General features: G+C 64.8%; 21 protein-coding genes. 6 read left to right on the top strand and 15 right to left on the bottom strand.

The genetic code is table 11. From position 1 onward, the window contains the following. Positions 1-10 precede the first annotated feature (10 nt). Positions 11-2,794 carry an RHS repeat domain-containing protein gene (locus tag ACPFMA_RS05005; protein WP_425929787.1) on the bottom strand — a complete coding sequence of 928 codons (2,784 nt, stop codon included), beginning with the start codon at positions 2,792-2,794 and terminating at the stop codon, positions 11-13. 131 nt (positions 2,795-2,925) lie between these two features. On the opposite strand from ACPFMA_RS05005, the gene ACPFMA_RS05000 reads away from it, so the two are divergent. The 3 genes from ACPFMA_RS05000 to ACPFMA_RS04990 all read left to right on the top strand — a co-directional run bounded on the left by ACPFMA_RS05000 (position 2,926) and on the right by ACPFMA_RS04990 (position 4,710). After that, on the top strand, positions 2,926-3,390 hold the full coding sequence (locus tag ACPFMA_RS05000) for a multidrug transporter (RefSeq protein WP_425929786.1): 465 nt from the start codon (positions 2,926-2,928) through the stop codon (positions 3,388-3,390). Between the two features lie 76 nt (positions 3,391-3,466). Further along, positions 3,467-3,820 (top strand): hypothetical protein, encoded by a 354-nt coding sequence (locus ACPFMA_RS04995; protein ID WP_425929785.1) that lies wholly within the window; start codon positions 3,467-3,469, stop codon positions 3,818-3,820. A gap of 65 nt (positions 3,821-3,885) precedes the next feature. Further along, positions 3,886-4,710 carry an SDR family oxidoreductase gene (locus tag ACPFMA_RS04990; protein WP_425929784.1) on the top strand — a complete coding sequence of 275 codons (825 nt, stop codon included), beginning with the start codon at positions 3,886-3,888 and terminating at the stop codon, positions 4,708-4,710. 54 nt (positions 4,711-4,764) lie between these two features. On the opposite strand, the gene ACPFMA_RS04985 is transcribed toward ACPFMA_RS04990, so the two are convergent. The 5 genes from ACPFMA_RS04985 to ACPFMA_RS04965 form a co-directional block, all read right to left on the bottom strand. Then, complete coding sequence (locus ACPFMA_RS04985; protein WP_081263132.1) at positions 4,765-5,007, bottom strand: hypothetical protein; 243 nt, start codon at positions 5,005-5,007, stop codon at positions 4,765-4,767. A gap of 490 nt (positions 5,008-5,497) precedes the next feature. Continuing rightward, complete coding sequence (locus tag ACPFMA_RS04980; RefSeq protein ID WP_425929783.1) at positions 5,498-6,961, bottom strand: efflux transporter outer membrane subunit; 1,464 nt, start codon at positions 6,959-6,961, stop codon at positions 5,498-5,500. Beyond that, entirely contained in the window at positions 6,958-8,019 is a 1,062-nt protein-coding gene (locus ACPFMA_RS04975) for an HlyD family secretion protein (RefSeq protein ID WP_425929782.1), read from the bottom strand. Before ACPFMA_RS04975 ends, ACPFMA_RS04980 begins: the two co-directional genes overlap by 4 nt. A 27-nt stretch (positions 8,020-8,046) precedes the next feature. After that, entirely contained in the window at positions 8,047-9,588 is a 1,542-nt protein-coding gene (locus ACPFMA_RS04970; RefSeq protein WP_425929781.1) for an MFS transporter, read from the bottom strand. Positions 9,589-9,694: 106 nt separating this feature from the next. Beyond that, a complete protein-coding gene (locus tag ACPFMA_RS04965) occupies positions 9,695-10,600 on the bottom strand; it encodes a LysR family transcriptional regulator (RefSeq protein WP_064302408.1) in 906 nt (301 codons plus the stop codon). Positions 10,601-10,750: 150 nt separating this feature from the next. Here ACPFMA_RS04965 and ACPFMA_RS04960 point away from each other — a divergent pair, with 150 nt between their 5' ends. Further along, a complete protein-coding gene (locus tag ACPFMA_RS04960; protein WP_420058574.1) occupies positions 10,751-11,206 on the top strand; it encodes a universal stress protein in 456 nt (151 codons plus the stop codon). A 165-nt stretch (positions 11,207-11,371) separates the two neighbouring features. Further along, complete coding sequence (locus ACPFMA_RS04955) at positions 11,372-11,695, top strand: DUF3509 domain-containing protein (protein WP_064302406.1); 324 nt, start codon at positions 11,372-11,374, stop codon at positions 11,693-11,695. A gap of 49 nt (positions 11,696-11,744) precedes the next feature. Here ACPFMA_RS04955 and ACPFMA_RS04950 read toward each other — a convergent pair whose 3' ends face one another. The 9 genes from ACPFMA_RS04950 to ACPFMA_RS04910 form a co-directional block, all read right to left on the bottom strand. Next, a complete protein-coding gene (locus tag ACPFMA_RS04950; RefSeq protein ID WP_064302405.1) occupies positions 11,745-13,154 on the bottom strand; it encodes an HAL/PAL/TAL family ammonia-lyase in 1,410 nt (469 codons plus the stop codon). Then, a complete protein-coding gene (locus ACPFMA_RS04945) occupies positions 13,151-14,167 on the bottom strand; it encodes an ornithine cyclodeaminase family protein (protein ID WP_064302404.1) in 1,017 nt (338 codons plus the stop codon). Before ACPFMA_RS04945 ends, ACPFMA_RS04950 begins: the two co-directional genes overlap by 4 nt. Next, positions 14,167-15,171, bottom strand: coding sequence for an ABC transporter substrate-binding protein (locus ACPFMA_RS04940; protein WP_064302403.1), 1,005 nt, complete (start codon positions 15,169-15,171; stop codon positions 14,167-14,169). Before ACPFMA_RS04940 ends, ACPFMA_RS04945 begins: the two co-directional genes overlap by 1 nt. 110 nt (positions 15,172-15,281) lie before the next feature. Then, a complete protein-coding gene (locus ACPFMA_RS04935; protein ID WP_425929780.1) occupies positions 15,282-17,942 on the bottom strand; it encodes a TonB-dependent receptor domain-containing protein in 2,661 nt (886 codons plus the stop codon). Positions 17,943-18,047: 105 nt separating this feature from the next. After that, the gene (locus tag ACPFMA_RS04930; protein WP_425929779.1) at positions 18,048-18,989 is read right to left on the bottom strand and encodes a DUF4880 domain-containing protein; all 942 of its coding nucleotides are present in this window, start codon (positions 18,987-18,989) and stop codon (positions 18,048-18,050) included. A 1-nt stretch (position 18,990) separates the two neighbouring features. Then, positions 18,991-19,497, bottom strand: a complete 507-nt coding sequence (locus ACPFMA_RS04925) for a sigma-70 family RNA polymerase sigma factor (RefSeq protein ID WP_064302401.1) — start codon at positions 19,495-19,497, stop codon at positions 18,991-18,993. Positions 19,498-19,597: 100 nt separating this feature from the next. Next, positions 19,598-20,365, bottom strand: coding sequence for a phosphate/phosphite/phosphonate ABC transporter substrate-binding protein (locus ACPFMA_RS04920; RefSeq protein WP_425929778.1), 768 nt, complete (start codon positions 20,363-20,365; stop codon positions 19,598-19,600). A gap of 12 nt (positions 20,366-20,377) precedes the next feature. Next, positions 20,378-21,319: a fatty acid desaturase gene (locus ACPFMA_RS04915; protein ID WP_425929777.1), complete on the bottom strand. Its 942-nt coding sequence runs from the start codon at positions 21,317-21,319 to the stop codon at positions 20,378-20,380. A gap of 181 nt (positions 21,320-21,500) precedes the next feature. Next, positions 21,501-21,971 carry a phosphate-starvation-inducible protein PsiE gene (locus ACPFMA_RS04910; protein ID WP_009395129.1) on the bottom strand — a complete coding sequence of 157 codons (471 nt, stop codon included), beginning with the start codon at positions 21,969-21,971 and terminating at the stop codon, positions 21,501-21,503. A 246-nt stretch (positions 21,972-22,217) separates the two neighbouring features. Here ACPFMA_RS04910 and ACPFMA_RS04905 point away from each other — a divergent pair, with 246 nt between their 5' ends. Continuing rightward, complete coding sequence (locus ACPFMA_RS04905; protein ID WP_009395127.1) at positions 22,218-22,484, top strand: YebG family protein; 267 nt, start codon at positions 22,218-22,220, stop codon at positions 22,482-22,484. Positions 22,485-22,486 lie beyond the last annotated feature (2 nt).

Genomic DNA, 22,486 nt, shown 5'->3' with positions numbered 1-22,486 from the left:
GACGGGATTTTCAACCCGTGCGGAAACGATCGAACGTCATTGCGAAAGCAGTGATGGAGTCCGCATTACGAAGAATGACGGCCTGGCGCATGCGCGGATAATTCCTGAAATACCGTGCTCGCTCATCCGCCGACGCGGCCGGCGGACGCCGATACTGCTTCGTCAACCTATCCATCAGGCCGATATACAACGGCCTGTTGAAGGGGCTCATCTTTTGCTCGTCCGGCCCTTCCTGCACCGTACTGATCGCCCTACTGTGCAACATGGCTTCGAGCCCTGGACCAACTTCAGCATCGACCAGTGTCGGAAGCACGTACCAGTGATCCAGCACATCATCCTGATCCCAACCCCGCCCCGTTTGCGTGCCCGCTGCGTGCAGTGCTTCATGCAGCAGCGTGGCCGCCAGATTGAGCTTGCTGCCCTGTATTACGGAAGCGGAAAGGGCAATTCGCGCCCCCCACTGGCCAAACTTCAGCGTTAAAGCCTGCAGTTGCTCGTTTGCGTACTCTGCGACAAGCAGGCGCCCTCCGCTGTCGCTTATTGCACCTTGAAGAAAGTCTTCGGCGCTCTGCAACCTGGCGCCAAGATCTTTTTTCACGGTATCCAGCGACTCCGGCAGTTTGAGCAGGTCGGGACCAAACGAGGCGGCAATTGCAGCTTCCAGATATTGTTGATCAAGTTCTCCTTGCAATGCCTTTCTAGCAGCAGTCGTCCACTGCTGAACCCACTGCACGGCCTCGCGAACCTTGTTTTGCCACTCAGGCTCGAACTTGTCGAAGCCATCGGCGACAAGGCGATTGCCATCAGTGCTTAGGATGGTTTCGGCATGGTCGATGGAGTCATGCCCCAGCAAACCATCGAAGTCACGGCGATTGATCGGCGCATTTCCCACCATGCGGAACAAATTCAGGCCATCCATCTCTCCCGCAGGATCCGGATTCAACCAACGCTGCCAATCGGCCCGGTAATAGCGAGCACCGTAGTAGTACAGCCCACTCGCATCCCGCTCCTTGCCCGAATACCGTACCGTCTTGTAGCCCGCCTCCACCTCGTTGCGCCCCGCCCACCAGGCGGTGCTGCCGAAGGGATGAAAGACTTCACGACCGAGCAGCGCGGCCTCGCCATCCAGTTCCAGGCAGACGGAGCCGAGATGATCGCCAAGCGCATGACGCACCTGATCCTGCGCCACGCCGGCAGGCCGCCCTTGCAGCCAGTGGAGAATGCGCACACCGCAGGTCCCGGCCTGGACCGTGATGACCTCAAGACGCTCGCTACCGTTGTCATGCCGCTCCAACCCCGGGAGATACCGCACCTCGCGGCTGTGGGTGCGCTTCGCGGCTTGCGCGCTGCCGAGCTTGCGTACGCGCCGGCCGGCACCGTCGTAAAGATACCGCTCCCAATCGTCGGAGCCGCCTGCGCGGATCACCGGCCGGACTTCGCGCAGTTCGTTACGCGTGTTCCAGAGCAACGCCTGCCCCGGTTGCAGGCTCAACAGATTGCCGTTGGCATCGAAGCCTTTCTCGAAGTCTTCATTGGCCGGCAGGCAGCGATTGGAGTGTCTTGCCGCAACCAGCGTGCGACCGTGGGCCTGGGCGCCGGCATGCACCAGGTGCAGGAGGTTGCCCCCGGCGTCGTATTCATAGCTTTGCCGGTAATTGCTCACCGCTCCGGGGTCTAGCAGCGAACCTGGTCCCTTGCTGGCCGCGCCGGCTTCCCAGCCTTTCGCCTCGATCAGTTGGTAAAGGCTGTCGTAGCCGTACTCGCAACGAGGTTCGACCTGCTGATTGGCGAAATGGCGCACCGGCATGGCCCGGTCTTCGATGGACAGCACATTGCCTGCCGGATCGTATTCGTAGTGCAGCTCCTGCAGCAGATCGCCGTTTCTGCGCCGGGCTGCAAGCTGCGACAGGCGGCCATCTTCCTCGCGATAAAGACGTTGCAGGCGCACGCCATTGCCCAGGATTTCCTCTTCCAGCTGGCCGAAGGCGTTGTAGCGGGCAGCCGCCAGCAGCACGTGCTGGCGGCCATCCTTGAGCTGCACCCGCACTTCGCGCAGCTCACCGCACAGGGTCAGGCCGAGCGACTGGCGATTGTCGCTGGCATCCGTCTGTTCCAGCACCTCGCCGAGCGGGCCGTGACAGTAGAGAACCGCTGCGGTATCAGGCTCCAGCAGCAGCTCCCGCTCCGCAATCGGCAGCGGCCAGTCCGGCGATTGCACATCACGGCTGAAACGGCGGACCTCGCTGCGGACCTCACCATTCAGGGCGTAACCCCGCAATTCCCGGGTTCCCGCCGTGTCGTCGTGGCGCAGCAGGCGCCCGCAGGCATTTTGCGCAGCGTGCTCAGGGGCGGCATCGGCATAGCCAAGGCGCTCGCGACAGGCTCGCGGTTGACCGCTGGCCTGCTCATGCAGCGCAGTGGGCCGCAGCATCGCGTCGTAGTCGAACTCACGGCAAATGCCCTTGCCATCCTCGGCCCGCACCACCTGTCCCGCTTCGCCGAATAGGCTGCAAACACTTCCCGAGTCCACGCTCTCACGCCATACCACCCGGCCAGACAAGGAATGCACCTGGCCCAGGTTGGCTGGCGTCGCGGCGTCCTGTTCCTGCAGCGCCCACAGGCGTGGGTCGCTGGACGCCCGCAGGCGTCCAGCGGCATCGTACTGGCTGCCTTGAATGCGCGGCTGCAACGGATCGGCGGGCGCACGACGACAGTAATTCACCTCGCGCAGCCCCAGGCCGCGGGCATCGCGAACGGCCAGGACAGGCGTCAATGCATGGACAGCGAGGGACATGCCGGGAATCCTTGCGCTGGTCTTCGATCGCTGCAACATAACCGCAAACCCGCACCGCCACAGCTGGCAGAAATGACAGGTCGAGCCCTTGTCGCTAGGATCGGGGAATCGTCTTTCCCGAGGCTTCGACCATGCTCATCGGCATCCTCCTTGTTCTGACCTGGCTGGTCCTGTTGCTGCGTTACCCGGCCAAGGCACTGCCGGTGTCGCTGGCAGCGCTGCTCGGGCTGGTGATGGTAGGCGGCTGGGTGGCGTGGCTGGACACCCGCGAGGCTCGCCAGTTGGCGCGCCTGGAACTGCGCCTGGACTACCTGCCGCAGGAATGCCCCGCCGGACGCCCGCTGCGGGTCCGCATGAACAATGGCAATGATGTGCCACTCACCGAGTTGCGCTGGCGCGTCGCCGCCTATGCGCCCGGCGACAGCGTCAATCTTGCCGAAAACACCTACGCCGCGCCGCGTTACCGCGGCCCCGGCGAACTTCAGGCCGGCGCCGACTGGAGCGACTGCCTGCCATTGCCGCCGCTGCGCTCCGGCTATCGCCCGCAAACCCTCGAATTCCGCGCCGAACACCTGCAAGGCAGCTTTGCCAACTAGCATTTTTGTCAGTTTCGCGATGCGCGCGTCGGGTCTTCAATTAGCTGGTGAAGGCTCACCATGAAGGAGAAAGCCCATGGACGTCCGCCCTTTGAATGGAGTCGATGCCTTGGCGCGCTTGCTGGAAACCGATGAACGCGACGCCCCCGGCATGATCCTGGTCGGCTCGGCCAGCGACCGCCTCAGTTGCGACCTCCTGGAAGAGGTTCGCCGCGATACGCCGATCTATCCGCAATTCGTCTTCTATCAGTTCGATCTCGACGACTACGGCTCCCCGGAGCAGGACCGGACGCTAAGTCTCCTGCTTGACGACATTGGTATCGAAAGGCTGCCGGCACAGATTCTCCTGCCAAGCCGGGGTTGCCGGCCCAGCGTGATCAACGCGGTGAGCATGATGGCGATCAAGAGGGCCCTGCGCTTTCTGTATTGAGGTGCATGACGCGGATGAACCGGTATGATCGGGCTCTTCTCCCTAGACACGAAGGACCGCCCACCATGCCTGTCGCCCTGATCACCGGTTGCTCCAGCGGCATCGGCCGCGCCCTCGCCGACACGTTCCGCGATGCCGGCTATACGGTCTGGGCCACCGCGCGCAAGGCCGGGGATGTGGAAAAACTCGCCGCCGCCGGTTTCCGCGCCTGTCCGCTGGATGTCAATGATGCCCGCGCGCTGCAACATCTGGCCGAAGCCATCGACACCGAGCATGGCGGCCTTGACCTGCTGATCAACAACGCCGGCTATGGCGCCATGGGCCCGTTGCTGGATGGCGGGGTCGAAGCGATGCAGCGGCAGTTCGAGACCAATGTCTTCGCCGTGGTCGGGGTGACCCGCGCGCTGTTCCCGGCGCTGCGTCGCGCGCGCGGGTTGGTGGTGAATATCGGCAGCGTCTCCGGGGTACTGGTAACGCCCTTCGCCGGCGCCTACTGCGCATCGAAGGCCGCGGTACATGCCCTGAGCGATGCCCTGCGCCTGGAACTGGCGCCATTCGGCGTCCGGGTGATGGAAGTGCAACCGGGGGCGATCCAGTCGAGTTTCGCCAGCAATGCCGGGCATGAGGCAGAGCAGGTGCTGACACCGGAATCGGCCTGGTGGCCATTGCGCGAGAATATTCGGGCACGGGCGCGTGCCTCGCAGGACCGGCCGACACCGGCAAGCGAGTTCGCTGCCGGTGTACTGGCGGCGGTGCGCAAGACGCCGGTGCCGGGGCTGGTCAGGCTGGGCAATGGCAGCCGGGCGTTGCCGCTGCTGGCGAACCTGTTGCCTTCGCGGTTGTTGCAGGGGGTACTGAAGAAGAAGTTTGGGTTGAATCGGGCTTTGTGAGGCGCTCATCAACAACACCCCGGAAAGGGCCGCAGATCACTCTGCGGCCTTTCTTCACACCGCGATGGTTACCGACGATGGCGATTGGGCGATGGCCAGCAATGCCTTGGAGATCCGCATGTTCAGCAAGGCGTCGCTGAGCATTTCACGGTGGTGTGCTTCGGGAGGGTCGGGAAGATAGGCAGCGCGAAGTATCGCTCTGTTGAGATGTTCCGCAGCCCGGGTGATGGCTTCCTCATGGGAGAGACCTGGACCGACACAGAGCGTTGGGGGTGGATCGGGAACGATTTTCTTCATGGTTTAGCTCCTGGAAACAAACGGAGCTGCCACTACCTGCTGTCAAACGGATGGTGGCAGCTGTACGTGGGTTGACAGACCGGTCCAGGTGCCCGGCGCGCCCGAAGACGCCCACACGCACAGCTGCCATAAGCACTGGCGTCTGGAAAACGGTCTGTCAAAACCGGTCGTCATTACCGCAACGACCCGCGAAGACTAGGTACGGTTTCCAGATGACGCAACCACCAGTCAGGGTCCGGGAGTATGCTTGGGAAATTACCTGCAAGAAAGTCGGAAGTCGGTGCAGTTCCCAGCTGATATGCAACAGTTTATGGATGTGTTGTTCATCCTGGCCTCATCGCTGGCAAGCCAGCTCCCACAGGTTTGCATGTGGGCCTCCTGGTGTTAGATCAATCGAAAGAACGACGGAGATTGGGTGGGAGCGGGTTCACCCGCGATTGCGGAGGTGAATCCACGATAGCAATCGCGGGTGAACCCGCTCCCACAGGGTTTAGTGGTACTGGGCCATTTGTGGTGTTTCAGCCAGATCGAACGCCTGCCAGCCGCCACCCAGCGCCTTGTACAACCCCACCAGCGCCTGCGACACCGCCGCCGAGCTGTCGATCCATTGCTCCTCGCTGGCGAGCAATGCCCCTTGCACGGTCAGCACATTGAGGAAATCCACCGCGCCTTCGACGTACTGCCGCTGTGCCGTGTCCAGCGCGATGCGGTTCTGCCTGACCGCCTCGGCGAGATGGTCGCGACGCAACTGACTGGCGTTGTAAAGGCGTAGCACATCGTCGATTTCATGCCAGGCGCCGAGCACCACCTTGCGGTAGTTCAGCGCCGCTTCCTGCTGCTGTGCCTCGCGCAGTTCGAGCACACCGCTCAGGCGCCCGCCTTCGAAGAGCGGCAGGGAAATCTGCGGACCGATGGCGAAGCGCCGTGAGTCCCAGGCGCCGAAATCACTCAGTTGCATGGCCTGGAAACCGAAATTCCCGGACAAGCGAATACTTGGGTAGAAGTCCGCCTTGGCCACGCCGATGCTGGCCGTGGCGGCATGCAGGCGGGCCTCGGCCTGGCGGATATCCGGCCGGCGCTCGGCCAGTTGCGACGGCACGCCGATCGCGAAGCGCTGCTGCGGCGCGGGCAATTCGGCGTTTTCCAGCAGCTCGCCTTGCAGGGTGCGCGGGGGTTCGGCGGCGAGCAGGCCGATGGCGTTGATCAGGTCGGCCTGGCGCGCTTCAAGCGTCGGCAGGCGCGCCTCGATGGAGGCCACCTGGGCACTGGCCTGGGCCACATCGAGACGGGTAGCGACCCCTTGGACCTGACGGTCATTGGACAGCTTGAGGCTGTGTTGCGCGACCTTCAGGTTGTCGCGCGTCACCGCCAGGGTGTGCTGCACCGCGCGCAGCTGGATGTAGTCGCCCGCAGTCTCCGCCAGCAACGCCAGCAACACGCCGCGACGGTCGTTCTCGGCCACCTCCACGCCAGCATCGGCCGCCTCGACCTGACGCCGTACCCGGCCCCACAGGTCCAGCTCCCAGCCGGCGACCAGATCGCCCTGCCAAAGGTTGTAGGCGGCCTTGCCTGAATTCCCGGACGGATCGTTCAGCCCTTCGGCACTATTGCGCGCCCGGCTGTAGCCGCCGCTGAAGCCCAGCGATGGCGTTTCATCGGCGGCGATGCTGCTGCGCAAGGCACGGCTTTGCAGCAGGCGCGCGCTGGCCATGCGCAGGTCGAGGTTGTTGGCCACGACCTTCTCGATCAGCGCACTGAGACGGGCATCGTGAAAATTCTCCCACCAGCGCAGGTCCAGCGGCTCGGCCGTCGGCCGGCTGGCCGCCGCCTCGCCTTGCAAGGGCGTCCACTGCTGTGGCGCCTGGCTATCCGGGCGCTGGAAGTCCGGGCCCAGGGTGCAGCCGGCGAGCAGCATGCCGAGCACGATCGGGGTCAAGCGAAACAGCTGGCTCATCGTGCGCTGACCTCCTTGCCATCCAGGGTATCGCCCCGGGTGTCGATCACCGCCTCGACCGACATGCCGACCCGCAGGCGCTCTAGCAGCGGCTGGTCGGCATCGAAGACGATCTTCACCGGAATGCGCTGGACCACCTTGGTGAAATTGCCCGTGGCGTTATCAGGCTTGACCGCGGCGAAGGTCACCCCGGTGGCCGGTGCGATGCTTTGCACATGGCCGCGCAGGGTTTCGCCGGCAAAGGTATCGACACTGATGCTCACCGGCTGGCCGGGCTGGACATGGGTCAGTTGGGTTTCCTGGAAGTTGCCGACGACATAGGCGCGGTCCAGCGGCACCACCGAGAGCAGGCGCGCTCCTGGGTTGACGTAGGCACCGACGCGCAGCGCCCGCTCGCCGACCATGCCGTCCACCGGGGCGACGATGCGGGTGTAGGACAGGTCCAGGTTGGCCTTTTCCACACCCGCTTCGGCCCGCTTGAGCTGGCCGTCGGCGCTGGCTACCTGGGCTTCGAGGATGTCCACCTGCTTGCGGGTCGCCAGCAAGGCGGCCTGGGCGTTGGCCAGCCGTGCACGGGCCTGGTCCACGCGGCTGCGCGCCTGCTGGGCATTCTGCACGGTACCGGCGCCCTGCTCGGCCAGGCGGCTGTAGCGGGTGGTTTCATGATCGGCAAAGGCCGCTTCCGCCTGCGCCGCCTTGACCGCCGCTTCGGCCTGGGCGATCAGCGAAGCCTGGCGCACGAGCGTGGCACGAGCATCGGCGCTCTGCGCCTGGGCCACCAGCAACTGCGCCTGGGCTGCATCGAGGGCAGCCTGGTAATCGCGGTCGTCGAGGGTCGCCAGCAGTTGCCCGGCCTGGACCTGCTGGTTGTCTTCGACCAGCACCTGCTTGATGAAACCGGCCACCTTGGGCGCGACCACGGTGTAGTCGGCACTGACATAGGCATCGTTGGTGCTCTGCCGCTGGTCGCTGCCCAGCAGGTGCGGGCCGCCGAGAGCAGCGAGGACGGCGATGGCGAGCACCGAGCCGATAAGGATGTTCTTGCGGGTAGGGGTCATGTCGGCAAATCTCGAATTCATCCGGGCTCAGGCCACCGCGCGCGGTGGGTAGACCCGTGTAGGCACGAAAGGAATCAGGCAGATCAGGGCCACGGCGATGCAGGCCATGACCAGGTACAGGTCGGCCGAGGTCAGTACCAGGGCCTGTTCATGGATGCGCCCGGCAAGGCCGGCGGCGCTGTCGTCGAGCAAGGGCGCGTTGCCCAGGCTGTCGCTGAGGTGGGTGGAGTGGAAATGCCGGCGCAGGGTGCCGAGGGCATCCAGCAGGCCACCGGCGACCACTGCCGCCAGGCCCTTCACCGTGTTGAACCAGGCCGAGGCGAACGGCCCTTCCTGCGGGCTCATGCCATTGGTGGAGAGCATCAGCAGCGGCAGCACGGCCATCGGCTGGCCGAACACGTGGAGCAGTTGCAGGACATAGAAGTTGTCGCGGATCCACGCCGACGTCAGCTGGGTGCCACCGAGGCAGGCCAGGGCCAGCAGCCCCAGGCCGCACGCCAGGACCCAGCGGCAATCCACTGCGCGGATATTGCACAGCGCCGCCACCAGCGGCAGCGAGATCAGTTGCGGCATGGCCACCAGCAGCATCAGCGGGCTGGTCTGGGCCGGGCGATAACCCTGGACCTGGGCCAGGTAAGCCGAGGGAATGCTGATCGCCGCGGAGAGCACGATCAGCACCCCGGCCAGGGTCACCAGGGCGAAGCTGAGGTTGCGCCGGCCCAGCATGCGCAACTGGAAGAACGGCAGCGGCTCGGACCATTCGTTGAACATGAACAGCACCAGCAGCACCAGGCCGCCGCCGAGCAGCCAGCAGATCAGCGGCGAATCGAACCAGCCCCAGCGGTCGCCAAGGCTCAGGCCGAGCACCAGCGAACTGATCGCCGGCAGGCCCAGTAGCACGCCGCGCCAGTCCAGTTGCCGGAAACGCTCCAGGCGCAGCGGGTCCTGGGGCAGGCCCCAGCCGACGCAGAACATCGCTAGCAACGACGGCACGATGATCTGCCAGAACGACCACTGCCAGCCAACATATTCGGTCCACAGTCCGGCCAGGGGCGTACCCAGGTTGGGGCCGAAGGTGGCAGTGAGGGCATAGCAGGCCAGGCCATAGACCTTGATCCCCGGCGGCAGGAAGCGCAGGGCCACGCTCATCAGCATCGGCGGCAGGGCACCGCTGGCCAGCCCCTGGAGGATGCGCAGCAGCATCAGGCTGTACAGGTCCGGGGCGTAAGGCTGCAGCAGCCCGAGCACGGCAAACAGGGCGATGGCGGACAAGGTGAAGCGACGCAGGGAAAAGGTGGTGGCCAGCCACGGTGAGAAGGCCATGGCCGAGACGGACGCAGCGGCATAGGCCGCGACCAGCCAGGCGCCCTCGTCGGCACCGATGCCCATGGCACCACGAATGTCCGCGAGGGAGATCTTGGTCACCATCTCGTTGAGCCCGGCGCACAGCACCGCCAGCAACACGCCGAACAGCCCGACCACCACCTGCAGGCCGAAGGCCGGCTGCGCCGGGGCCGTCGTTTGAGCAGCAACGACAGGCGCGGCAAGAGGGGTGGATAAGGACGACAATTGAAATCTCCAGCAACAAATTGACTGGAGAAAGTCTAGAAACCTCGAATGCTGACGAAAACTGACTTCTCGACAGCTTACAGTTGCGCCAGACGCAATCCGTGCCTCACGGATCCACTGCGCAACAGGCCTTCAAGGTCTGGCGCAGCCAGCGGTGGGCGGGGTCGTTATGGAAGCGTGGATGCCAGGCCTGCATCACCGTTACCCGCTCCATCGGCAGTGGAATCTCGAAGGAGCGCAGCGGCAAGCCGAGCCGGTGCACGCTGTTGAGGATGTTGGCCGGCATCGGCAGGATCAGGTCCGAAGCCGGCAAGGAGAACATCGCCGAGTGGAAGCTCGGGGTAATCAGCGCCACTCGCCGCTGCACCTTGTAGTTGGCCAGTTCGACATCGATAGGCCCGTTGGCCCGGCCACGGCGCGACACGCTGATCTGCGGATAGGCGGCGAAGGTTTCAGGCGTGATCTCCTTGTCGAAGATCGGGTGGTCACGTCGCGCCAGGCCAACGTAGATGGTATTGAACAGGCTCTGCACCTTGATCTCCGGCCCAAGCTCGATGCTTGAACTGATGAGCAGGTCGGTGCGTCCGTCACGCAGCACTGCGTCGTCGTCGCCGCCGCTTTCCGGAACGAAGCGCAGCACGGTGCGCGGTGCCTGTTCGTGCATGGCGCGCAGCAGTTGCGCGCCATACAAGGCGATGAACAGATCGTTGGTGCGGATGTTGAAGGCACGCTCGAGGTTGAGCAGGTCCACCTCGTCGCCACCGCGAAAGACCTGCCCGGCCTGCTCCACCAGCCCCCGCACCTGCTCCTGCAGGGCCAGGGCCCGCGGCGTCGGCACCAAGCCGCGACCGGCACGGACCAGGATCGGATCACCCAGGGCTTCGCGAATACGCCCCAGGGTCCGGCTCATGGCCGCCGGGCTCAGGTTCATGCGCTGGGCGGCGCCAACCACGCTGCCCTCGTCGAGCAAGGCGTCGAGGGCGACCAGCAGGTTCATGTCCGGGAGTTGCATGCCGGCTTCCGTTTGTCGAGTGATGAAAATGCGATCTTAACAGCTGGCTGGATTGCGCCGGACGCAACATTCCAGTGCATGGCAGGCCATTTATCGGGGCGCGGCGATGGGCGGAGAATGCCGTTTCCTGCTCCTTTCCAAGGAATCCGCATGTCCAGTCCGGTACTGATCGCCATTGATGCCTCTCCCGCCTGCAGCACCCTGCTTGACCTGGCGCGCCGCTACTGCCGCCCTGAACTGCACCGTCTGCATGTGCTGTTGGCGATCGACAGCACCTTCGCGGTGCATGATCATCCTGCGCCCTACACCCGGGGCGAGCTGGAGGAATACCCGGCGGCCTGCGACGAACAGCAATTGGCCGAGCGGGCGGTCGGCGAGGCGGTCAAGGCGCTGCGCACGGCCGGGTTCGGCGATTGCACCGGCAGCCTGGTGACCGGCGAGCCGGTGGAGGCGATCGTTGGTACGGCGCGAGAGCTGGGTGTAGAGTTGATCGTCATGGGCCACCGGCACCTGTCGCGGCTGGGGCGGTTGCTGGATCCGTCGGTGAGCGGGAAGGTGATCGATCAGGTGGGGTGCCCGGTGCTGGTGGGGGCTACCGGGCATTGATGGCGATCTTTCGGGCCTTATCGCTGGCAAGCCAGCTCCCACAGGGATGGTGGGCACCGAAAGATCTGTGAACTGACATGACCACTCGGCCCGGGCCTTGCAACCCTGTGGAACTACCCATCGAGCGCTTAGTCAATCGATGCATGTCCTTGTCAGGTGAGCACCATGCACAATCCCTTTCAGCAGATCAGCGATGCCTTCTCGGACGAGTACCGGGTCAACCTCAGCATCGAACGCCTGGACGGCAGCATCATGCTGACCCTGTCCAATGAACACGGGCGCGTGGTCGCCAAGCGCTTGATCAGCCGGGAGCAACGAGATTGCCCGAAACGGCTGGAGCGGTTGATCGACAGCATCAGGTTCGGGATTGCCATCGAGCAGGGGCATAGCGCGGTGGATATCCTGGCGGCGATGACCGAGCGCCATGGCGGTGGCCGTTGGGGCCTCATCGCTGGAAAGCCAGCTCCCACAGGGTCCGCGCAGATCTGAAGCCCTACATCAAACCTGTGGGAGCTGGCTTGCCAGCGATTGGGCCGCGCTAGCGGCCCCAGAATTCCCCGGTCACATCGATGGCCCTGTCGTCCTCCACGAACGCCACCACCTGCCTGATTTGCCGGTAGATCGCGGACGCCTCCGAACCCAGCGTGATCCCCGCCCGCAGATCCACCGCCTGCGCCGCCACCACCGCCTCGATCCTGACCAGCCACTCCACCCGTTGCACCAGCCGCGCGGTCTTCTCCACCACCGCCAGCCCCTGCCCCGCGTAATCCTCGACCCGGTCCGCCACCGGCACGCTGAGCGCCGGCAATGGATTGGCCAGGTGCACGATCTCCGCCACCAGCGCCGCAGCCGTGCGCTGCAGGGCCGCCAGCCCGACACTGCCCGGACGCGGACTCAAGGAGTGCGGCAACTCGCTGGACCCAGGCGACAAGAGCTTCGCCATTCGCTCGGCACTGGCGACCGCCAGTCGGCTCAAGGCCAGCCCCAAACCTTCGAATGCCAGCGCCAGATGGGTACTGTCGAAGTTCGCCGTCACCAGCACCTCACGGCTTTTCACTACCAGCGCCGGGTTATCCGCCCCGCTCTGCAGCTCGATCACGACGATGTCCCGGGCCCGCGCCAGTGCATCACGTACCGCCCCCAGCACCACCGTGGAACAGCGAAAGCTCAACGGATCCTGCAATCGCCGCGCCTGCCGATCGCCGCCTTCGAGCAAGGCCAGCAACGCTGTCGACTCCTCCACCAGCCCCGGCGCGGGCCGCAAGTGCGCCGCCTGAAACGGTGCCACACCAGCGCGATAACCTTCGCAGGACAACGCCAGCACACCCCGCTGCCGGTCCAGCAACCGCTGCGTCTCGCTGACCAGCAAGGCCCCCAGCCCGATACTTGCCGAATTCGCCGAGACCAGCGCCAGGCCGTCCTTGTCCCGTGGCACCAACGGCGCCAGCCCGGCCCGCTGCAAGGCTTCAGCCGCTGGCAAGCGCTCGCCGTGATACTCGACCCAGCCCTGCCCCTGCAAAGCCAGGGTCACATGGGCCAGGGGCGCTAGGTCACTTGCCCCAAGCGAGCCGAGCAACGGCACCTCGGGGTGAATGCCGTGATCCAGAAAATCCCCAAGCGCCATGGCACTGGCGAGAGAAATGCCCGAGCGTCCCAGGGCCAGCCCGGCCAGCCGCGCCGCCATGATGGCCCGTACCTCCCGCCGCGACGCCAGCCGCCCCACACCCACCGCCCGGCCGGCAGCAATGCGCTGCTGGAACCCGGCATCGCCCTGCGCGTGATCCACCGCAGCCCCCAGCCCGGTAGTCACACCATAGATGGGCGCACCCGCTGCGATCAGTTCCAGCAACAAGGCATGCCCGGCGTCGATGCGCCCTCGCATACCTTCATCCAGTCGCGCCGACACCTCGCCATCCACCACCGCCAGCAAACGCTCGATGGGCCTCATGCCCAACGCAACCGCTGGCCAATCCCCAAGTGCCGGGCCTTGTCCAGCAAGGCATGGCCGAGGGCGATATCGCTCAGGCTCAAGCCGCGATGCCAGAACAGGATGGTCTCGTCCGGATGCTCGCGCCCCGGCCTCAGCCCGGCGACGATCTGCCCGAGTTCGGCATGCAAGGTCTGCGCGCTCAGCCGCCCTGCCTCGACATGGGCACGCAGCGAGCCGAACTGCCCACCCTTGCATTGTCCCCAATCGTCCACCACCAGCTTGTCCATGATGTCGGTCAGCGACAGTTCCACCGCGCTCATGGTGCCGTAGGGCACGACAAAGGCGCCCGGCTCGATCCACTCGGTGCGCAACAACGGCTCGGGCCGTTCCAGCCGCGATGCTTCGACCACGATATCGGCGCCGCGCACGGTGCTCTCCCAGTCCTCGGTCACCACCACCGGCTTGCCCAGGTCACGACGCAGGCGCTCGGCGAAGGCTTCGCGGCTCTCGACCCGACGCGAATGCACGCGGATCTCGTCGAAATCGAACAGGTGATCCAGCAGGCGCACATTCCAGTACGCCGTGCCCCGCGCGCCGATGTGCCCCAGCACCTTGCTGCCGGGCCTGGCCAGGTGCCGGGCTCCGATGGCGGTCAGTGCACCGGTGCGCATATCGGTGATCGCCGAGGCATCGAGGATCGCCTTCGGCACACCGGTGGCCGGGTCCAGCAGGTTGAGAATCGCCAGCTCCGACGGCAGGCCCTGGCGATAGTTGTCGACGAAATCACCGACCACCTTGACCCCGGCCCGGCCGATCCCACCACCGAGCACGCCGCGCAGCACATTGAAATGACCATTGATCCCGGCACCGGGAATCAGGTGGGTACGTGGCTCGATCACCGCCTCGCCCTGCCCCTGCAAAGCCAGCCCGGCTTCGACGGCGGCGAGGATTTCGTCGTTGTCGAGGTTCAGTTCGGCGACGTCGAGACCATTCAGAAAGTCGATGTAGATCGGTTCATGCACGCTGCTCATCACAGGCTCCCGCTGACTTTCGCGGCGACGTCGGCTGGCACCCAGGCGCTCCAGACCTGTGGATGGTCACGCAGGAAATCCTCGGCAACAGCGCGAGGTTGCAGGCGTTTTTCGCTCATGCGGGCGAGGGTCTGGTTGAGCAGCTCGATGGGCAGATCGACCTTGCCGAACAGGTCCACCAGCTCCGGATATTGGGCATGGAAAGGTGCGGACACGCCAATCGCCAGGCGTGCCGGCATCGAGCGGCTGCCCCGGGGATTGGGATGATTGGCGTTGGCCAGGGTTTTCCAGGCTTCGGCATCGAATGGCGGCTCTTCCAGCTTCACCAGCTTGTAGCGGCCCAACAGTGGGGTCGGCGACCAGTAGTAGAACAACACCGGCTTGCCGCGGCGGATCGACGAGGCCACTTCGGCATCCAGCGCCGCACCGGAGCCGGTACGGAAGTTGACGAAGCTGTCGGTCAGGCCATAGGCCTTGAGCTTCTGGCTATTGACGATTTCCGAGGTCCAGCCGGTGGGGCTGTTGAGGAAGCGACCCTTGTCCGGGGCTTCCGGATCCTGGAACAGCTTGGCGTAGCGCGGCAGATCGGCAACCGATTTCAGGTCCGGCGCCAGGGCCGGGAGATTGCGTTCGGGATCGCCCTTGACGACGAATTCCGGCACCCACCAGCCTTCGGTGGCGCCCTTCACCGTATCGCCGAGGCCGAATACCTTGCCCTCGGCTTCGGCCTTGACCCAGGCCGGGCTACGGCCGGCCCACTCTTCACCGATCACCTGGATATCGTTTTTCGCCAGCCCCGCTTCGAGGCTGACGGTACTGCCGGGCAGGGTGTCGGTGGTGTAGCCGTAGCCCTTTTCCACCAGCAGGCGCAGGACCTCGGTGATGAAGCTGCCGCTTTCCCAGGTGATGTCGCCGAAGTGGATGGGCTGGGGTTTGTCGGCGGCGTGGGTGAGCAACGAGAGGGTGACGAGGGCGGTGCCCAACAGGGTTTTCAGGAGTTTCATGCTAATGCCTCGGGTTCGGCTGTGTCCCTCAGGGCCTCATCGCTGGCAAGCCAGCTCCCACACTGTGGGAGCTGGCTTGCCAGCGATGAGGCCCTGAAGGGCACTGAAGATCAGAAGTCGTAGGTGAGCTTGGTGTAATAGAACGCCCCCTCGGGCGCCGAAGGCGCGAGGTAGCTGTACTGCTGCCCCGGGGTCTGGCGCAGGCGCAGGTTGAAGTCGTCCGGCTTGCTGTCGAACAGGTTGTTGGCGCCCACCGACAGCTTCAGTTGCTTGCTGAACGCGTAGTTCACGTCCAGGTCGGTGTTCCATTGCGCCGAGAAGGTCTGGTCGTACTGCGCGTTGGCCGCCGAGGCCGCGTATTTGCGGTACTCGCCATAACGGGTCTGGGCCAGGCTGACAGTCCACGGCCCATAGCGGTGCACCGCGCCCAGCACCAGCTTGTCTTCCGGGTAACCGTGTTCGAGGAAGCCGCGCGCCTCGCGGGTCAGCACATCGAAACCGTAGGGGTTGGCGTTCACCGATTCGATGGTGGTACGCGCCTTGGTATAGCCCGCCGACAATGCCAGGTTGCCGAAGCGCTGCAGATCCAGGTTGTACTTGCCGACGATATCGACGCCCCGGGTGCGGGTATTGGCCGCATTGGTCATGAACTGTGCCCAGCTGTACTGGCCGTAACCGGCGGCGGCGAGAATGCGCTCCGCGTCCGGGCCGGAAATCCCGCCGCTGTAGAGCAGGCGATCCCGGATGGTGATCTGGTAGGCGTCGATGGTCAGCGACGCCTGCTCGCTCGGCCGGAATACCACGCCAAGGGAGTAGTTGGTGGATTTCTCCGGCTTCAGCGCCTCGGCCCCCAGGGCCTGGGCCGCCGGGTGATCGACCGGAAGGATCCGCGTCAACACCGGGTTGCCGTTGACATCGACGTTGGTGGTGGTGGTCCAGGAGGTGCCGATCTGGCCCAGGGTCGGCGCGCGATAGGCGCTGTTGACCGTGGCCCGCAGGCCCACCTGCGGGGTCAGCTCGTAGCGCGCCGAGAGCTTGCCGGTGGTGGCCGAACCGAAGTCCGAGTAGTGCTCGGTACGCCCGGCGATGCCCACCTGGAATTTCTCGGTGACCTGGTTCTCCAGGCCGAAATACACCCCGCCAACATCGCGCTTGTAGGTCCCGGCGTCGTCGGGCATCAGGCCGGAAGCCTGCACCGCCCCCACCTGCACGCCATCGATGCCGCCATAGGAGTAGGAGTCGTAGTCGCCGTCTTCGAGGCGGTATTGCTCGTGGCGATAGGCGATGCCGGCGGAGACGGTCAGCGGGTTGTCCGACCAGGCCACGGCCAGGTCCCTGGCGTAGTCGATGCCAAGGTTGGTCTGTTCGTTGACCAGGGTCGCGACATCGAACTTGGTCGGGCTGTTGGCGCCATAACTCGGGTTGACCGTATCGAAGGCCAGCTCGTCATGCTTGTCGCGGCCATAGGTGGCACTGAAATCGAAGCGCCCGATGGCCTCGTCTTCGAAGCGCGAGCCGACGGTGAACGAGGCATCTTCGTAGCGGTAGCGATACTTGGGAATGGTGCCGCCGGGATACAGCGCGGCGACGTTGTTCGGGTTGGACGCCAGCAACGGCGGCGTGTTGTTGATCGACTTGTCCTGGCCGAAGGTGGCGAAGCTGTAAAGGCGCCACTGGTCATCCAGGCCGACCTCGGCGTTGGCAGCGAGGTTGTACTTGTCGCGAGACGCACCGCCCCAGCGCGGGTCCTGCCAGGTGCCGCCGGCCTGGTACTGGTCGCCGATATCGGTGGGCTTGGTATTGACCCCGTTGAAGCTCAGGGTGAGGAAGCCGTCCCCCGGCAGGCCCAGGCCGTACCAGCCATCGGCGCTCTTGCTGAAGCCGTCGCCCTGGGCGTACTTGCCCAGCTGGGTATTGAGCTGGCCGCCGCTGTCGCGCTCCTTGAGCACGATGTTGACCACCCCGGCCACCGCGTCGGAACCGTACTGGGCAGACGCGCCGTCACGCAGCACCTCGACATGGTCGATGGCGCTGATCGGAATCATGTCCAGGTCGACCGGCTGTGCGCCAATGAACGGCACGCCGCCGGAAATGTTCACCACCGCCGAGGCATGCCGGCGCTTGCCATTGACCAGCACCAGGGTCTGGTCCGGGGCCAGGCCGCGCAGCGAGGCGCCCTTGGGGTTCTGCCCGCGGGTGGCGCTCTGGTTCTGCGGAAAGTTGAACGACGGCAGCAGTTGGAACAGCGCCTGGTTAAGCGTGGTGGCGCCGGTCTGCACCAGTTCCTCGCTGTTGATCACATCTACCGGCGCGGCGCTGGTCAGGGCGGTGGCGTCGCTGCGGCGGGTGCCGAGGGCGACCACGCGATCCAGGGTCGGCACGCTGGCGGCGGAGGTTTCGCGGTTGGCGATCCGGCTGGCACTGGCAGTGCCGGTCGCCGACGACGATTCGGCCTTGTCCTTGATGATGAAGGCGCCGGTCGGGCTGACTTCCAGGGCCAGCCCGGTTCCCTGCAGCGCCGCCTCGATGGCCTGGGCCGCGGACAGGTTGCCGTCGACCCGCGCCGAGGAATAACGCCCCAGCTCCGGCGTGAAGGAAATCACCTGGCCGCTCTGCCGGCTGATGTTCAGCAGCACCTCGTCCAGCGGGCCGGATTCGAGATGCCAGGCCTGGCGCGCTTCGTCGGCGAAGGCCGCACCGCTCAGCAGCAGGCTGAAGGCGATGGCCACGGATGTCTTGTTGCGTTGCGTGTTGTATTGATTCTTGCGCACAACGATTCCCCCCACGGAATCCAAACCGCGCTGCTCCCTCGGCAACGCTTGCGGGAAGGGTGTGGCGCGGGCCGGGGAAATCTTGCAGATCGTTTGGTTATGGGCTTATGCCGCCGTCAGCGTGACCCAGTAATCGCTGCGTCGATTGATGCGGATCGGCAAGGTACGGCTGAGTGCTTCGAGGACTACATCGCTCTGGTCGAGGCGGTACAGGCCGCTGACCCGCAGATCGGCGATGGCCGGGTCGAGGCGCAGCACCCCATGGCGATAAGGGCGCAGGGCCTCGATCACTTCGCTCAGCGGGCTGCCGCGTACCTCCAGCAGGCCATTGACCCAGGCGCTGTCGCCGCTGCGCAGGGCCTGAACCCTGCCGAAACGCAAGCGGTCGAAGGTGACCTCCTGGCCGGGCTGCAACTGCAGGCGGTCGCCACCACGGGTAACGATCTGCAGCGGCGCCTGCATGGCGCCGACCCGGCACTGGCTGTCGCGATCACGCAGAAGAATCCGCGCATCGCGGCCATACACCTCGCCGCCACTGGTTTGCAGGATGAAGGGGCGGCGGTCGGCGGCCACCCGCAGCAGCCCTTCCCCATCCCGCCATTTCAGCAGGCGGCGCTGGCTGTCGAACTGCACATCGACGGCGCTTTGCGCGTTGAGCACCAGTTCGCTGCCGTCGTCCAACTGCACGGTCTGGCGCTGGCCGATGCCTGTGGAAAAATCAGCACTCAGCGAGTCGAAAGTCGGCGTCAGGCTCCAGCCGCCGCCGATCATCAGGCCGGCACCGAGCAAGGCCCGCTGCAACACCTTGCGCCGGCTCGACGGCGCATCCAGCGCCCGTTGCAGCACACCGCCATCGATACCCTGGGCAATCGGCACCTGGAACACGCCGAGGGTGCGTTCCAGGCGCAGGCAGAGTTCTTCATGGCGCGGATCGCGGGCACGCCAGGCCAGGAAAGCCTGGCGCTCCGCATCGCTGGCCTGGCCTGAACGCAGCAGGACGATCCAGTGGGTGGCCTGTTCGAGCAGGCGTTCCTGTTCGGCGCTCATATCACTCCAGGCTGGCCTTGAGACAACGGTGGATGGCCTTGGCCATGTAGTCGCTCACCGAGCGTTGCGAGATGCCCAGTTGCGCGGCGATTTCCGGGTAGGTCAGGCCGTTGACCTGGGACAGCAGGAAAGTCGCCTTGACCTTGGCCGGCAGGCCGTCGAGCAGTTCGTCGATGATCTGCAGGGCTTCGAGCATCTGCGCCAATTCTTCCGGCGAGGGTGCCTGCGCCTCGTCGTCCAGGTCCAGGGCATCGAGATAGGCGCGCTCCAGGTCGCGGCGACGCCACAGCTGGTACATCAGGCGCTGGGCAATGGTGGTCAGCAGTGCCCGCGGCTGGCGGATCGGCTCGGCGACCGGAGCACTGAGCAACTGCACGAAGGTGTCGGCGGCGATATCTTCAGCGCCACCATCGCCCAGGTGTCGGCGCAGGCGCAGGCACAGCCACTGGTAATGGTTGCGGAACAGCGAGCCCACATATTCGCGGTGGGCGTGGTCGAGACCGGACATGAATGACTCCAGAAGGAGGATTGCTTGAGATGTCCGGTGGTCCGGTGACGCCATGCTAGAGGGAGGGCTTATGCTTTAAAAATATTTAAAAAGCATTCGATTATTCGAATTTGAAATTAGCGGCATCGCGCTCGTAGTCGAGCAGGATCTGGTAATCGGCTTCGCTGGCAGGCAGGACTTCGCGGATCGCCAAGGTGTCGGCGAACGCCTGCAGCGTCTGGTTCAGCGCTTGGCGGATGCGTTCGGCGCCGGTCTCGTCGAGGTGGGCCGGGCCGATGAAGGGCAAGGTCGGGCTCGGCGCACTGCTATCGAGAATCCGCAGGCCGCTGACTTCTTCGCTGCGGTCGCGGGCGAGGTAATCCCAGGTGATGCTGTCGATCGCCGCCAGATCGCCCTGCCCTGCCTTCAGGGCCTTGAGGCTGTCGCGGTGGCCGCCGGTGTACTGGATCGCGGAGAAGAAACGGTTGTCCCGCTGCAAGGGCGCGAGGCGATGGCGCAACAGGTTCATGCCGGAATTGGAGTCGGGGCTGTTGAGCAGGCCGCGGCTGTCGAAGAAGTCGGTCAGCGTGCAACGCGGATCGTCTTCGCGCACCACCAGCAGGCTGCAATGGTTGCCGGCGCTGGCGTGGGGCAGTTCGTAGACCGGGCGGCCAATGACCCGGACCTTGCCGCGCAGCAGGGTCATCAGCGGGTAGCCGCAGGTCTGGGCGAACAACAGGTTCGGCGATTGCCAAAGGGTGGGCAGGTCGAGGGCACTGGCGTCCTCACGTACCCCACCAAGCAGATCCAGCGTGTGTTGCAGCCAGGATTCGCTGGCCGCGCGAACCCGCGAGGGTGCCACGTACATCAGCAGTTCGGCGTAGGCCATGGGTACTCCGGGTCAGGCGAAAGGATGTTCGGGGCTGTCGATGGGACGCAGGCTGTGCGCGCGGATCAGCTCGCCATAGCCGTGCACCAGATAGCCGCCACTGCGCGCCAGCCATTGCTCGCGACGCTGGCGGTAGACGGTTGGCAGGAAATACCACGGCAGGCCTGGCAGGTCGTGGTGCACCAGGTGCAGGTTGAGGTGCAGGAACAGCCAGGTCCAGGGCCAGCCGGCCTCGTTGAGGACAGTGCGGTGCTCCGGGCGTTCGGCGGGGCGGTGCTCGTAGAAGGAACGCAGCATGGCCACGGACAACGCCGGCACGCTGGCCAGGAATACATACTGGGCAATGGACAGGGCGCTGTATTCGGCGATGAAGGCAAACATCAGCAGTGTGCAGAAACCGTGCGTCAGCCACATGCGCCAGGCCTGGCGGTCCCCCTGTTTCAGCCGGGCGAGTTGTTCCCGGGCAAGGCCGAACAGGGCTTGCGGAGCGCCGGTCAGCAGGCGTCCGGGAACGGTCTTGTCGAGCCAGCGCAGGGCCCGGTCGGTCTTCCGGGTGCGTTGCCAGGCCTGCTGGCCGAGGTAGCGGCTTTCGGGGTCGCGGCCCGGCAGTGTGAGATCTTCGTCGCGGTGATGCAGCAGATGGCTGTCGCGATACAGGGTATAGGGGTACCAGACGGCGAACGGCGCGTAGCCGAGCAGCTTGTTCAGCCAGAGGAAGCGGGTCGGATGGCCGTGGAGCAGCTCATGTTGCAACGACAGCCAGAGCACCAGCAGCGGGATCAGCAGGACAGTGGTGAGCCCGGCGCCGAGCAACGAACTGCCCAGCAACAGGGCGAACCAGCCGGTATAGACCCCTATCAGCAGCAGCCAGGTCGGCCACTCGCTGCGCCCGAGGAAGCTGGCGTGCAGGCGCAGCACTTCATCGCGCTGGGCGTCGTCGAGGTAATGAGGCATGAAGGGGATCCTGAAATGGCGGATAACCCCTTGTGGAGTGAGGCGGGAAAATCTTGCAGATCGATTGGTTATAAAGAGCAGGATCTTTTGTTGTTTTGAGGGCCTCATCGCTGGCCAGCTCCCACAGGATCCTTGTGGGAGCTGGCTTGCCAGCGATAGGGCCTTCAAGAACAAAGCAAAACTACCTGCCTTCCTCCACATCCTTGCCACTGGCATCGATCGCCCGGCTCGACGGGTAGCGCGACGACGCGTAGCGCACCACCAGGATCGAGAACGACAGCAGCAGGATGCCGCCGCACAGGTACAGCAGCCCTTCGTCGGGTGCCTTGTGGTGCGAGACGTCACCGATCAGCAGGCGGGTCAGCGCGGTGATCGCCACATAGAGCAGGAAGCGGATCGGCATGTGGTTGGTCTTGAAATAGATCCCCACCATCGCGCCCAGCTCCAGGTAGATGAACAGCAGCAAGATGTCGTCGACGCTGACCCCGCCCTTGCCGATCATGTCGATGAAGGTGGCGACCGCCGCATAGGCGGTGATGGCACCGATCCCGAACAGGGCCAGGTAGTGGAACGCCTCGACGCACAGGTTGCCCAGCGAGTCGGCCCCGCCATGCAGGCCCTTGCGCAGTTTTTCAGCCCATTTGATGTTCACGATGCGAATTCCCCGATACGGCTTGGAAGAAGGATGCTGCCGGCATATGACGGCTATGCCTGCATGCAGTAAAAAGGCCAGCGGCCTCGCTTGAGAAGGCGACCGATTGCCGCAAGGCACGCCCGCATACCCTCCGCCTGCAAAAATCTGGGCTATAAAAAGGCCACTATCCAATACCGGGCGATTACTGTATAAATACCCAGTATTCCGTATTCCTTCAATTTCGAAAAAGGCGTGAGGTGATGAATGGCCGTCGAAGTGGTGTACCGCAGCAGCCGCGACCTGGAGCGTTTGTTCATGGATAAAGCCGAAGCAGACCGTCACGACAAGATGCTCGAGCTGGCCGAGATGCTGGCTGAAGTCCTGAAGAAGGCCGTGCCGTCGCTGGACGAACAGCAGGTCGATGACATCGGTATCTACATGGCGAAGAACCGCGACGTGTTCGCCAAGGCCTTCAAGAGCCAGCCGGATGCCCTGTCCGAACTGCTCGAGGCACCTGCGGACGCGGAGTGAGC

It is taken from the genome of Pseudomonas sp. NyZ201 (assembly GCF_049860765.1).
Taxonomy (GTDB): Bacteria; Pseudomonadota; Gammaproteobacteria; order Pseudomonadales; family Pseudomonadaceae; genus Aquipseudomonas; species Aquipseudomonas bharatica.
This window is presented reverse-complemented; position numbering and strand designations above follow the sequence as displayed.

Bases quoted from the DNA above. Each gene is read 5' to 3' on its own strand.
- ACPFMA_RS05005 (WP_425929787.1), bottom strand. From the start codon at position 2,794: ATGTCCCTCGCTGTCCATGCATTGACGCCTGTCCTGGCCGTTCGCGAT.
- ACPFMA_RS05000 (WP_425929786.1), top strand. From the start codon at position 2,926: ATGCTCATCGGCATCCTCCTTGTTCTGACCTGGCTGGTCCTGTTGCTG.
- ACPFMA_RS04995 (WP_425929785.1), top strand. From the start codon at position 3,467: ATGGACGTCCGCCCTTTGAATGGAGTCGATGCCTTGGCGCGCTTGCTG.
- ACPFMA_RS04990 (WP_425929784.1), top strand. From the start codon at position 3,886: ATGCCTGTCGCCCTGATCACCGGTTGCTCCAGCGGCATCGGCCGCGCC.
- ACPFMA_RS04985 (WP_081263132.1), bottom strand. From the start codon at position 5,007: ATGAAGAAAATCGTTCCCGATCCACCCCCAACGCTCTGTGTCGGTCCA.
- ACPFMA_RS04980 (WP_425929783.1), bottom strand. From the start codon at position 6,961: ATGAGCCAGCTGTTTCGCTTGACCCCGATCGTGCTCGGCATGCTGCTC.
- ACPFMA_RS04975 (WP_425929782.1), bottom strand. From the start codon at position 8,019: ATGACCCCTACCCGCAAGAACATCCTTATCGGCTCGGTGCTCGCCATC.
- ACPFMA_RS04965 (WP_064302408.1), bottom strand. From the start codon at position 10,600: ATGCAACTCCCGGACATGAACCTGCTGGTCGCCCTCGACGCCTTGCTC.
- ACPFMA_RS04960 (WP_420058574.1), top strand. From the start codon at position 10,751: ATGTCCAGTCCGGTACTGATCGCCATTGATGCCTCTCCCGCCTGCAGC.
- ACPFMA_RS04955 (WP_064302406.1), top strand. From the start codon at position 11,372: ATGCACAATCCCTTTCAGCAGATCAGCGATGCCTTCTCGGACGAGTAC.
- ACPFMA_RS04950 (WP_064302405.1), bottom strand. From the start codon at position 13,154: ATGAGGCCCATCGAGCGTTTGCTGGCGGTGGTGGATGGCGAGGTGTCG.
- ACPFMA_RS04945 (WP_064302404.1), bottom strand. From the start codon at position 14,167: ATGAGCAGCGTGCATGAACCGATCTACATCGACTTTCTGAATGGTCTC.
- ACPFMA_RS04940 (WP_064302403.1), bottom strand. From the start codon at position 15,171: ATGAAACTCCTGAAAACCCTGTTGGGCACCGCCCTCGTCACCCTCTCG.
- ACPFMA_RS04930 (WP_425929779.1), bottom strand. From the start codon at position 18,989: ATGAGCGCCGAACAGGAACGCCTGCTCGAACAGGCCACCCACTGGATC.
- ACPFMA_RS04925 (WP_064302401.1), bottom strand. From the start codon at position 19,497: ATGTCCGGTCTCGACCACGCCCACCGCGAATATGTGGGCTCGCTGTTC.
- ACPFMA_RS04920 (WP_425929778.1), bottom strand. From the start codon at position 20,365: ATGGCCTACGCCGAACTGCTGATGTACGTGGCACCCTCGCGGGTTCGC.
- ACPFMA_RS04915 (WP_425929777.1), bottom strand. From the start codon at position 21,319: ATGCCTCATTACCTCGACGACGCCCAGCGCGATGAAGTGCTGCGCCTG.
- ACPFMA_RS04905 (WP_009395127.1), top strand. From the start codon at position 22,218: ATGGCCGTCGAAGTGGTGTACCGCAGCAGCCGCGACCTGGAGCGTTTG.